Consider the following 12,007-nt stretch of genomic DNA (forward strand, 5'->3'; position numbering starts at 1 on the left):
TTGCTAGGATAATAGCCATAGAATGTGTAAAGCAAGTTCATAATGAAATTTATTGATTTAACTGCTCATCAATGCCCCTATCCCTTGGTGCAAATTAAGCTAGCTTTAAAAAAGATGCTACCGGGTGAAACATTGGCAATTAGTATCTCTGACTCTGGTTCACGTCGAGATGTTCCGCTGTTTTTTAAAAAAATTGGCTATCAAGTTCAAATTACTGATGATAATGATAAATCTATGTCATTGAACATCACAAAACTTAACAATATATAAGTATAATCATATAGTTCTAATAAGATAGAATCCGATTATAACAACTAAAACTGTATTTCTTTTTAGGTAAAACGATGCTCTCATTTTTAAGTGATTGGTATAAAGCCAGATTCAGTGATCCTCACGCGATTACATTAGTGTTTATTTTACTTGGGATAGGGTTACTACTTTATTTTGCTGGTGGACTACTGGCGCCATTATTGGTGGCGTTAGTGTTGGCTTTTTTATTAGAGTGGCCTGTTGCTCAGATAGCAAAATTTGGTATCAATCGCACTCTAGGTGCTTCGTTAATTTTAGTATTGTTTATCGGTTTGATGGTATTACTAGCATTCGGTCTTGTTCCGAGTCTTTGGCGCCAAGGCATCGCGTTAGCGACAGATTTACCATTAATGATTGATACAGGGATGCAGTCTCTCGTTTCCTTAAGTGAAAACTACCCGCAATATATTAGTATCGAACAGATTGATGCTATGGTGATTGAGCTAAAAAAACTTGTTGATACCCAACATTTACTGGATATAGGCAAGCAATTATTAGGTTTTTCTGCTTCTTTATTAGTATTGATGGTATATGTGATTTTAGTACCGTTACTCGTATTCTTCTTTTTAAAAGACAAAGACCAACTTATTAAGAGCAGTAAACGCTTTTTTCCTAATAATCGTGATTTAGCCAGAAAAGTTTGGTTCGAAATGGATCAGCAAATTTTCAACTATATCCGCGGGAAAGTCATTGAAATCGTCATCGTAGGTACTGTCAGTTATATTTTCTTTGCTGTAATGGGTCTTAGATACTCTGCATTATTAGGGGTGCTGACTGGGCTTTCAGTTCTTATCCCATATGTCGGTGCTACATTAGTAACCTTGCCAATTGCATTGGTTGCATTTGTTCAATGGGGGGTCAGTCCTGAGTTTGGCTATGTGATGATAGGTTACGGTATTATCCAAGCTTTAGATGGCAATGTGTTAGTACCAGTCTTATTCTCAGATGCTGTTGATTTACATCCAGTTTTGATTATTGCAGCAGTACTTGTTTTTGGTGGTCTGTGGGGGGTATGGGGCGTATTCTTTGCAATACCTTTGGCATCTTTAGTCAAAGCCGTTATCAATGCTTGGCCTGATAATAGACCTCCAATAGAAGTTAAAGTAGATGAAGAAGTACCTTCTAAGTAGGTCAATTAGATTTCTAATGTAAAAAAAGGAGACTCATTTGAGTCTCCTTTTTTGTTAAAGTGTTCAGTATATTACTTGTCGATTTTACTTGTTGATTTCAGTATCGCTATTATCATCGATGGCACTTTCAGTTTTATGACTATTGTCAGCGTTATTATCACTGTTTGGTTTTTTGGGTTCACCAAATTGAGGCATTTTAAACTTAGCACTATATTTTAAAACGGCTAAATTACTGGCAATAATACCAACAACTAAGATGATAATGATCCACACTTCTAAACCAGATAAATCCATGCCTACCTCATTTAATAATAACTTGTCTAATCAACAGCTAAACGTTGTTCACATTTGCGTATATCTTCAGGCGTGTCAACTTCTGGGGAATCAAAGGCACTAATTGCAACTTTGATTTTATGGCCATATTCTAAGGCGCGAAGTTGCTCTAATTTCTCTAAATCTTCTAAACGCCCTAGAGGCAACTTAGCAAAGGCATTAACAAAGCGACGGGTATACGCATAAACGCCAAGGTGCTTATAAACAGGGTAGTCATCTGTGTCACGGCCAAATGGAATGCATGAGCGCGAGAAATATAATGCATTAAACTCATTATCGAAAACCATTTTAACGTGAAGCGGGTCATCACGTTCTTGCTTGTCGATAATTTCAAAGCCTAATGTCGCCATTTCAAACTCACCTGGATGGCGTTCAAAAAGGCTAATAATCTGTTCAATTGAAATAGGGTCAATAAGTGGTTGGTCACCTTGAAGGTTTATCACCAAATCATCATCAGCCAAACCAAGTTGGCTAATAGCATCATTAATGCGATCGGTGCCTGATGCCGCTTCTGGGCTAGTCATGACAACTTGGCCACCAAATGACTCTACCGCTTCTTTTATACGGTCGTCATCAGTTGCAACATAAATATTATCTAATCCTTTAGCTAATGATGCACGTTCGAAAACGTGTTGAATCATTGGCTTACCATTAATAGGTGCTAGTGGTTTGCCAGGGAAACGGCTAGAACCATATCTAGCAGGGATTAAAAGAGTAACTTTCATCAATAAACCTACTTATCTTAAAACGATAAACAAAAGGGCTCTAATGAGCCCTTAAAGATAGCTTTTAGGGCTAAATTAAATGCGACGGAATAACTTAGTCAGCATTTCATCAGTAACTTTTTCTTCCCAGCCTGCGCCGTAAACATTGTCCCATAATGGGCCCATGCTCTTAGTCACTGCAACCATCTTAGCGATAGTTTCATCTGGTAAATCTTTACAGATGTTTTTCGGTAACGTGATGTTATGAACTTCCATCATTTTACGGAATTCTTTAACGCCTTCTGGGTAAAACTCTTCAAGTACGTCAAATGCTAAACAGTTACCGATACCGTGATGGTAACCTAATACATAACCTAAGCCGTATGAAACTGCGTGACATGCGCCAACTTGACTATAAGCGATACTCATACCACCCATGTAAGATGCCATCATTAACTTGTCGTCTTTTTCTTCGTGATTGTCGATGAAAACTTCACGGCATAAGTCCATAGACTTTTCAGCGAATGCTTTAGCAAATTCGTTTAGGTATGTACCTTCTAGTGATTCAACACAGTGGATGTAACAATCCATACCTGTATAGAACCACTGATCTGTTGGAACACCTGCAATCAGTTCAGAATCCATAATGATTTGGTCAAAAACAGTGTAATCTGAGTTTAAACCAAGCTTACGAACAGGGCCACAAAGTACAGCAGTACGTGACGCTTCAGCACCTGTACCAGAAACAGTTGGAATACCAATGTGATGAACGGCTGGATTCTTAATTAAATCCCAACCTTGATATTCAGCACTGCCACCTTCGTTGGTTAGCATAAGTGATACTGCTTTAGCTAAATCAAGGGTAGAACCACCACCAAGACCAATAACACTCACTGGAAGTTTAGTATTAAAAGCTTGAACTTGTTCTGTTAGTGCATCCACTTGTTTCGTTGTAGGCTCATCATCTACATTCACATAGATTAATAAGTCATGATCCTTTGCAGGAACACGGCCAGCAAGTTGTTTATCTTGATGCACATCATCAACTAAAAAAACCACGAAATCGTTAGCTTCTTTACGCTCTTCTGCAAGTACGGCATCAAGTTGAGCAAATGAACCGCGACCAAAAATCATTTTTGGTACGCATTTAAAATTTTTGAAACTCATTACAACATTCTCCGTTGAGATTAGTACTGTAAAAAGTACTATCGCGCCAATTTGCAAAAGGCGCGATAGAAATAATCTGATTAATTAAGCAAAAGCACGTTTGATGTTTTCAATACGCTGGGCTATTTCTTCTTCTGTCCAAGACAGTTTAATTAGCATCGAAATAGTACGGCTCATGATGGCATCAGACTTAGGTGTTTCAACCTTAGTGTAATCTGGACGATCTTGAATTAATGTGATCGGTAATGCAGCCGGAGATTTAAGCTCTTGAATGTGCTTCCAGTTATTTAGGTAATGCCAGTTGTTTACATACCAGTAGAAACAACCATCAACGCCGTTTGCAGCTAACTTTTTGTTAATTTCGACAGTACGTTCTTCTGTTGGCATTAAGAAAGTTAAGAAACCAGCTGAATCACCTTCAGGATCTGGAATTTCACGGAAAGTCACTTCTGGGATATCAGCCATGGCATCTTTAATCAGCTTTTTGTTGGTACGCTGAATATCGATGATTTTATCTAGCTTACGTAACTGAGCAAGACCCATTGCAGAATTCATTTCAGAAATACGGAAGTTTAGACCCATGATAGGGTGTCCTTCTGCACCGCGGTCATTACCAACGTGGTCATGGCCGTGATCTGAAAACATGTGCGCATGGTTATAAATAGTTTCGTTATTCGTCATGATTGCGCCGCCTTCACCACAGGTGATGGTTTTAACAGAATCAAATGAATAACAACCCACATCACCAATAGTACCTAAGGCTTTACCTTTATAGCTGCCGCCAATGGCTTGACAAGCATCTTCAAGAATAACTAGGTTGTGCTTTTTACATACCGCTAAAATTTCGTCCATTTTAGCCATTGAACCACACATGTGAACAAGGTTGATTGCTTTAGTGCGTGGTGTGATTGCCGCTTCAATCCCTTCTGGAGATAAACAAAGTGTTTCATCAATCTCGGCAAAAATAGGGACTGCGCCAGCCATAAATACTGCTTCCACTGAAGCAACAAAGGTAAACGGAGGAACGATAACTTCATCACCGGCGCCAATACCTGCTGCAGCCATAGCTGTTTGTAATGCGGCGGTGCCACTAGAAACAAGATGAGCATGCTTAGCATTCATCTTTTCGCAAAGAAGGGCTTCCATCTCACGAGTCTTCCAACGATCGTTACGCATGTGATCGAAGTTATAACGAAAGGTAAAACCATTTTCCATCACATCAGCGACTTCTTGCTTTTCCTCTGGACCAAATAATTCAAAACCTGGCATGGAAATTATCTCCTAAAAAATGCAGTGCGCGAGGTCGCGCTAAATAAACCCGAAGATTATAACTGGGTTAGGGCGTTAATTGCATTAACTATATGACGTTTACGTGTGATTGCATGGAAGTTTCAGCATATTAGATTCATTAAATGCTAATTTTTATATGACAGAAGCTAAACTCGAGTATGTAACTGTTTAAAATTAATAGATAAAAACAACAAAGCCCACATTATCAGTGGGCTTTGTTGTGTGTTATTTGATTTTATTGATCTTACTTCATGGATATCAACTTGTTGGCGTTTCGTCCTTCGCGTTAGCATGTTCACTGAAAACAGTCACATCTAAGTCGGTTAATAACCCATTATTAATTCCGTAAATCCAACCGTGAATAGCGACTTCTTGACCACGATCCCAAGCATCTTGAACAATTGATGTGCTGGTGACATTGGCAACTTGTTCCATCACGTTTAATTCGCATAGACGATTAAAACGTTGTTCTTCATCAAGCTTCTCAAGGTCTATGCTATGTAGGCGATAAATATCCTTTAAGTGACCTAGCCAGTTATCAATAAGTCCAAAACGTTCGTTACTCATTGAGGCTTTAACGCCACCACAACCGTAATGGCCAACCACCATAATGTGTTTAACTTTAAGGACTTCAACGGCATACTGAATAACAGACAAACAGTTTAAGTCAGTGTGAATGACCATATTGGCAATGTTACGGTGAACAAAAACTTCACCTGGCATCAAGTCAATAATCTGATTAGAAGGTACGCGGCTATCAGAACACCCTATCCATAAATACTCAGGATTTTGTTGTTCGGCGAGTTGTTTGAAGAAATCAGGGTCTTCTTCGTTTATACGTTCAGCCCAGCGGCGATTGTTATCAAATAGAGGCTTAAGTAATTTCATTTATTGTTTAGACCCAAATAATAGTGAAAGATGTAGAGTGATTTTTATTCAGCCATTAGCTGATTATTATCATTTTCAAGAGTATATCAGCAATTTAAATTATGCTGGTCTATCCATTCAATTTATTAAATTGAAATCATTTCACGCTTAGCTAAGAAATGTTTCTAAGGTTTGATTCACTTTCTCAGCTTGTTCAATATTTGAAAAGTGTCCACCATTAGCGATTTGCACCAGTTGACTACCTGAGATGCAATCTTGCATTAAATAAGCTTCTAGCATTGTTCTAAGTTGGTTTTGTTCACCAATCATGATTAAGCAGGGTAAAGCGAATTGTTCAACCAATTCTAAAGTGTCACGTTTATATAGTGCTAATGGGCTAAACAATGCGAGTTGTTCAATTTGTAAAGCTGATAAATTAGTAAGCTTATGAACTAAAGCATTTTTTGCTTCAGACTCTTGTGATGCAATAAAGAATTTGTTTGCGACTATTTCAGCTAATGAAGCGCTGCACTCTTTTTGCTCATTGGCTTGGTCTATCCACCCTTGATATTTGGCGCAATTAACTTGAGGCTCAAAACCGATAAAAGCATTTGAAAGTACCAGTTTTGAAATTTTTGTAGGCTTTGACAACACCATTTCAGCAGCAATTGCGCCACCTGTGCCATTACCTAAAACAGTGCAGTTTTCAATTTCAAGTGACGTAAGTAATGCCAAGCAGTGCTCAGCAATTGTAATCAACGAGGTAGTGCCTGAAGGCATTGCTTCTGACTGACCATGAGCCCACAAATCAACAGCAATACAGCGATAGTTTTGGCTTAATTGTTCGATCTGAGGTCGCCACATCGTATTATCAGAGAGGAAACCATGGATAAAAAATAACACAGGTCCTTGACCTTCATCTGTGTAATGAAGCTGGTGACTATCGATGTTAACACTTAGCGGTACTGATTGAGTCATGGTGTTCTCTAAAACGGGAAACGATAAAAATTATCAGCTTAGGCTGATGTGAATGACAGTGCTTAAATATAGCGACAATATTGGTTTACGATTATGCATCATTAAACAGTTACTTCAGATAACTCGGGCGAATTAGCGACAAAAAACACATAATGGTCAACTAGAGTATCAAGTTTTTTAAGCAGGGCTGATTGTAAAGTGATTTCAGCTTGAGACAAGAGCTGTCGTAAGGAATCTTGCTGATATTGTGATAATAACTTTGAAGACTCGGGAAAATAGCTTAAATGCCATGGCTCAGGGCTAACACCACTTTTTTTTGCCTGATAAGGTAAGTAAAATCCATGTTCTTTTGCATGCTGATTTAGCCAACTAGCTAACTGAGCGCAAGGGCCATTATCAACATACTCATCACTGATTAATTTTAAATCAGCCTTGCTAATGTTATTACCATCAAATACATCAATATCTGTCCCCCAATGATGCCGTGAAGCTCCTGGTAGCGCAGACCAACATAGAATGGCATCTACTAATTGCTCATCTGTTAAGCGTGAGTAATCAATTGGCTGGTTATTAATATCAAGCAACGTGCGCTTACCTTGTGCTTTACCATTCCAAATAGCCATTTGGCGCTCGAAATTTCGATAAGCTGAACAAATCTGAATATCAATACCATCAGATAGGGCATGTTGCTGCATTTTATTAAACGCAGTTAACGTTCCTGACGTCAGTAAGAATTGGCCTAGTGGTACAAGGTGAGATTCATCCAGCCCATATAAGGCTGGATGTTGCAGATTTGTCAATTTAGCCAAGTTTTGTGGCTCTGACAGGTTGGTTACTCGCAAAGCAGTTTTTCTAAAATTGATTCATAGCAAAGCGCTAAAATTTCTAGGTCAGACACTTTTACGCACTCATTAATTTTATGAATGGTGGCATTCACAGGGCCAAGCTCGATGACTTGAGCGCCTGTTGGTGCGATAAAGCGTCCATCTGATGTGCCGCCTGATGTTTGTGGATCGGTTTCGTAACCTGTGACATCCAAAATAGCAGCTTTTGTAGCTTCCAGTAATGGCCCGTCACCGGTTAAAAACGGCAAGCCGTTAAATACCCAATCGATGTCATAATCTAAACCGTGGGCATCAAGAATATTTAATACTCGTTTAATTAATTCTTCCGCAGTGACTTCAGTTGAGTATCTGAAGTTAAACATCACCTGCAAATCACCTGGAATTACATTTGATGCGCCAGTTCCGCCATTAATGTTGGCTATTTGAAAACTGGTCGGTGGAAAAAATTCGTTACCATTATCCCAATGCATTTGAGCAAGTTCAGCTAAAGCTGGTGATGCTTTGTGTATCGGGTTATCAGCAAGATGAGGGTAGGCTACATGGCCTTGAATTCCTTTGACAGTTAAATTACCAGTAAGACTTCCTCGGCGGCCGTTTTTAACTACATCACCTAGTTTATGAGTCGATGAAGGCTCTCCTACTAATGACCAAGTGATTTTCTCATTTCGAGCTTCAAGAGTATCAATAACACGCGTAGTCCCATTGATGAACGGTCCTTCTTCATCACTGGTAATTAAAAACGCAATTGAGCCTTTATGATCAGGATGCTTAGCAACAAAACGTTCAGTTGCCACAACCATTGCGGCTAGCGAGCCTTTCATGTCAGCAGCGCCGCGGCCGTGAATATAATCATCAATGACTGTTGGCTCAAAAGGGGGCGTGTGCCACTTACTTAAATCGCCAGTAGGCACCACATCAGTGTGGCCAGCAAAACAAAAGACTGGACTTTTTGTCCCACGTCTTGCCCACATGTTAGTGGTGTCATCAAATACCATAGATTCAATATTGAACCCGGCTATAGCGAGTCTGTCACCCATCAGCTTTTGACAACCTTCATCTAGCGGGGTAACTGAAGGACGAGCAAGCAAGTCTTTAGTGAGTTCTAATACTTCCTGAGTCATTATTTAAACCACGCTTGGTAATCTGCAGCCTTGAAACCGATTAAGATTTGATTGTTTTGAACTAACACTGGTCGTTTAATTAAAGTTGGAAACTCCACCATTAACTGCAGCGCTTTTTCTTTCGTAATATCGGATTTTTGATCATCGGTTAAGTTACGAAAACTCGTGCTACGTTTATTAAACAGTAACTCCCAATCTGCTAGTTCAAACCATTGGTTAATGATGTCAGCGTTAATGCCTTGTTCACGAAAATCGTGGAAAGTGAAAGCTTGGTTTTCAGATTCTAACCATTTACGTGCTTTACGAACGGTATCGCAATTTTTGATGCCATAAATAACGCTATTACTCATTGTGTGTTTTTTTCCTTGGATCTTGTTTTATCGCAGTACTGACTATTGAATTATCCAGTCGAACATTTCAAAGTCATTTATTGCACAGTACTACTTAATCATTCGTAGGGTTAAATAAATTGATTCTATAAAAGTTTGAGCTCAACTATTACAACTCAACAGTAAAGATGACATCTTTACCGGCGATAACCTGACCTTGCGCTTTAACTAAATATTGTACATCTTCCATATTTGCCAGCACGACAGGGGTCAATAAGCTTTCTACTTGGTCAGTTAAGTATTCCAAGTCAAATTCTAATATTGGATCGCCCACTTTTACTTGTTGGCCTTCTTCAGCTAAGCGTTTGAATCCATTGCCACGAAGTTCGACTGTACCAACACCAAAATGGACGAACAGCTCAAGACCTTGAGCTGACTCAATACTAAAAGCATGATTGGTTTCAAATATTTTGCCGATCGTGCCATCAATGGGCGCTAAAATGAGCTTGCCTGTTGGATTAATCGCTAATCCATCGCCGACGATTTTCTCTGCAAAAACTACGTCTGGTACTTGTTCAATTTCTACTAGATCGCCTGATACAGGAGCAAAAATTTCAATACCGCCGTTTAAGGTCGGTTGTCCTGAAATAAGTCGGCGTATACGGCTTAAAAATCCCATGAGATATAGCCTCTTTTTATAATGTTTTTATGGTTTTATTCTAGTGTTGTCTGATTTTTTTATAAACAATAAATATTGAAAAATACTAAATAAAGTCAAATTAACTGAATAACTGGTTTAATTGTTCTATGTGGCTAAAGCCTAGCGCTTGTTGTGCTTGGGTGTAAAAATGTTGATATTGGCCATTACAAATAGTGGCTTTAACATCCAATAAGCTGGCCGTATTAACACTTAGCTCATCAATTCCTAGACCGACTAATAAACTAATTAGTTTCGTATCACTGGCTAATTCACCACACAAACACACTTTGGTTTGATGTATTTTACAGGTATCGACCGCCATTTTTATAAATCTGATCATTGCAGGGGACACTGGCGGATAGTCTTTCACTAATACTGGGTTGCCCCTGTCTGCCGCTAATGTATATTGAGTTAAGTCATTGCTACCAATACTAATAAAATCTAACTTAGGCAATAAGTGCGGCAAATTAAGTACTGCGGCTGGTGTTTCGACCATAATGCCTATATTTAGCTCTCCAAACCCTTTCTCTTCTTCAATAAGCTGCTGTTTGCACCAATCGATTAACTCGAAAGCTTGTTCAAGCTCTTCAACCTGGTTCACCATTGGAAATAACAGTCTTATTCGGCCGTGATTAGCAGCTCGCAGCACTGCTTTGATTTGGGTAGTAAATAGTGATTGATGTTGAAGACTATAACGTATGCCACGAACACCTAAGGCAGGGTTATCTTCATACTGCTGGCTTAAACAAGGGATTTCTTTATCTGCACCGATGTCGAAGGTTCGAATGGTGAGTACTTTGCCATTTAAACTATGCAGTGCATCACAATATTGTTGATATTGCTGTTTTTCATCGGGTACGGAATCAACTTGCATCAGTAAAAACTCGGTTCTAAATAAGCCAATGCCGGCAGCGCCACTGTGTTCGATTTGAGTAATATCGTTGAGGCTGCTGACATTTGCCAGTAAGCAAACAGGATGGCCATCAAGGGTAACGCTTGGCTTATCAACATAGTGTAATAAAGCAGCGCGACGTTGAGTTTCTTGTGCTAATTTTTGTTGTAATAACTGCTTGGTTTCGGGTGATGGATTGATATGAAGCTCACCGCTGAAAGCATCTAATATTAGCGGGCTACCATCATTGATATCATAAGTATTAAATTGGCAACTGAGTAGAGCGGGGATCCCAGCAGCTTTGGCCAAAATAGCGGTATGACTGGTTAAGCCGCCTGTTTGTAGAACAATCCCTTTAATTTTGTTTAACGGAATAGTGGCAAACTCAGCAGGGGTAATATCTTCAGCCAGTAAAATGCTGTTATCAGTAAGCTTTGAAACGTCCCATTGCAATGTTCCGTTTACCGCCGACATGAGTCGCTTACCCAAGCAAATAACATCATTACTGCGATTTGCCATATAAGGGTCATCGAGTTGCGCTAGTTCTTCTGCATGTTGGGCAAATATTCGTTCAACCGAAACAACAGCAGAAAATCTAAAGCGGGTAATATAGTTTTTGAGCTGCTCTGCTAAATCATCATCTTCTAAAAGCATGATGTCGGCATCGATTAAGTGGAAGTGTTCACTGTCTGGCTCAATTTTTGACTGACAATGTTTTAAGTGGCTGCTAAGAAAGCCAATTGCTTTGGTAGCTTTTTCACATTCTTTTGCAATGTCGGCAACAGGTAATAAACGATAATCGACAGTTTGATTATGCAGGTTAATATGAACCGCTTGTCCAAATGCGACCCCGGGTGACACTACAATACCTGTTACTGCCATAAACGTTCCTGTTAGCTTAGAGTGATAAGTAATTCAGAGACAGTTTCTACCGCTATTTGAGCCTGTGCTCCATCAGCAAATACCTTAACAGATTGGCCTTGATATAACCCTAAGGTTTGTAATTTAAACAAACTTTTGGCACTCGCTTGTTTGCCATTACATTCGACTATGACGTCACAGTCAAAGTTTTTTGCAGCTTTGACTAATAAAGCGGCAGGGCGGGTGTGTATTCCGTGGGGAGCAATAATGGTGACGGTCTTTTCGTACATCTACACTAACTCGTTCATTAATAATGAGACAAATAGTACCGTAAACTCGACCCTGCTAACAGTAAGTTTGCAGCAATAGTCTAGTTTAGAAATTAATAATGATTCATTTATCTTGAAAGCTAACTTGAGTGGTTAAATATAGGGTAAGTGATAGAGTTTTATTAGGAAAAAAGGTGCCACTCAAATTGATG

14 protein-coding genes are annotated in these 12,007 nt (G+C 39.2%); 2 read left to right on the plus strand and 12 right to left on the minus strand.

The window, feature by feature from the left end; genetic code table 11:
- Positions 1-42 precede the first annotated feature (42 nt).
- Both QPX86_RS09605 and QPX86_RS09610 read left to right on the plus strand, forming a co-directional pair.
- Complete coding sequence (locus tag QPX86_RS09605) at positions 43-270, plus strand: sulfurtransferase TusA family protein (RefSeq protein ID WP_220755374.1); 228 nt, start codon at positions 43-45, stop codon at positions 268-270.
- 74 nt (positions 271-344) lie between these two features.
- Positions 345-1,439, plus strand: coding sequence for an AI-2E family transporter (locus QPX86_RS09610; protein WP_285165036.1), 1,095 nt, complete (start codon positions 345-347; stop codon positions 1,437-1,439).
- An 84-nt stretch (positions 1,440-1,523) separates the two neighbouring features.
- Here the strand turns inward: QPX86_RS09610 and QPX86_RS09615 are convergent, their stop codons facing one another.
- The 12 genes from QPX86_RS09615 to QPX86_RS09670 all read right to left on the minus strand — a co-directional run bounded on the left by QPX86_RS09615 (position 1,524) and on the right by QPX86_RS09670 (position 11,816).
- The gene (locus QPX86_RS09615) at positions 1,524-1,733 is read right to left on the minus strand and encodes a DUF2897 family protein (protein WP_285165037.1); all 210 of its coding nucleotides are present in this window, start codon (positions 1,731-1,733) and stop codon (positions 1,524-1,526) included.
- A 26-nt stretch (positions 1,734-1,759) separates the two neighbouring features.
- A complete protein-coding gene (kdsB, locus tag QPX86_RS09620) occupies positions 1,760-2,497 on the minus strand; it encodes an 8-amino-3,8-dideoxy-manno-octulosonate cytidylyltransferase KdsB (RefSeq protein WP_153913475.1) in 738 nt (245 codons plus the stop codon).
- Positions 2,498-2,572: 75 nt separating this feature from the next.
- A complete protein-coding gene (gene kdnB / locus QPX86_RS09625; RefSeq protein WP_285165038.1) occupies positions 2,573-3,643 on the minus strand; it encodes a 3-deoxy-alpha-D-manno-octulosonate 8-oxidase KdnB in 1,071 nt (356 codons plus the stop codon).
- An 84-nt stretch (positions 3,644-3,727) separates the two neighbouring features.
- On the minus strand, positions 3,728-4,912 hold the full coding sequence (gene kdnA, locus QPX86_RS09630) for an 8-amino-3,8-dideoxy-alpha-D-manno-octulosonate transaminase KdnA (RefSeq protein ID WP_220755560.1): 1,185 nt from the start codon (positions 4,910-4,912) through the stop codon (positions 3,728-3,730).
- Between the two features lie 279 nt (positions 4,913-5,191).
- Positions 5,192-5,821, minus strand: a complete 630-nt coding sequence (gene can / locus QPX86_RS09635; protein WP_220755561.1) for a carbonate dehydratase — start codon at positions 5,819-5,821, stop codon at positions 5,192-5,194.
- Positions 5,822-5,968: 147 nt separating this feature from the next.
- Positions 5,969-6,778 (minus strand): alpha/beta fold hydrolase, encoded by an 810-nt coding sequence (locus tag QPX86_RS09640; protein WP_220755562.1) that lies wholly within the window; start codon positions 6,776-6,778, stop codon positions 5,969-5,971.
- Between the two features lie 101 nt (positions 6,779-6,879).
- Entirely contained in the window at positions 6,880-7,587 is a 708-nt protein-coding gene (locus QPX86_RS09645) for a M15 family metallopeptidase (RefSeq protein ID WP_259651405.1), read from the minus strand.
- 23 nt (positions 7,588-7,610) lie between these two features.
- Positions 7,611-8,744: a succinyl-diaminopimelate desuccinylase gene (gene dapE / locus QPX86_RS09650; RefSeq protein ID WP_220755563.1), complete on the minus strand. Its 1,134-nt coding sequence runs from the start codon at positions 8,742-8,744 to the stop codon at positions 7,611-7,613.
- Complete coding sequence (locus QPX86_RS09655) at positions 8,744-9,094, minus strand: ArsC family reductase (RefSeq protein ID WP_220755564.1); 351 nt, start codon at positions 9,092-9,094, stop codon at positions 8,744-8,746. Before QPX86_RS09655 ends, dapE begins: the two co-directional genes overlap by 1 nt.
- Before the next feature lie 148 nt (positions 9,095-9,242).
- The gene (gene crr / locus QPX86_RS09660) at positions 9,243-9,752 is read right to left on the minus strand and encodes a PTS glucose transporter subunit IIA (RefSeq protein WP_285165040.1); all 510 of its coding nucleotides are present in this window, start codon (positions 9,750-9,752) and stop codon (positions 9,243-9,245) included.
- 100 nt (positions 9,753-9,852) lie between these two features.
- The gene (gene ptsP / locus QPX86_RS09665; RefSeq protein WP_285165041.1) at positions 9,853-11,547 is read right to left on the minus strand and encodes a phosphoenolpyruvate--protein phosphotransferase; all 1,695 of its coding nucleotides are present in this window, start codon (positions 11,545-11,547) and stop codon (positions 9,853-9,855) included.
- An 11-nt stretch (positions 11,548-11,558) separates the two neighbouring features.
- Positions 11,559-11,816, minus strand: coding sequence for an HPr family phosphocarrier protein (locus tag QPX86_RS09670; RefSeq protein WP_220755567.1), 258 nt, complete (start codon positions 11,814-11,816; stop codon positions 11,559-11,561).
- Positions 11,817-12,007: the final 191 nt, after the last annotated feature.

It is taken from the genome of Shewanella goraebulensis (assembly GCF_030252245.1).
In the GTDB taxonomy this organism is placed as follows: Bacteria; Pseudomonadota; Gammaproteobacteria; order Enterobacterales; family Shewanellaceae; genus Shewanella; species Shewanella goraebulensis.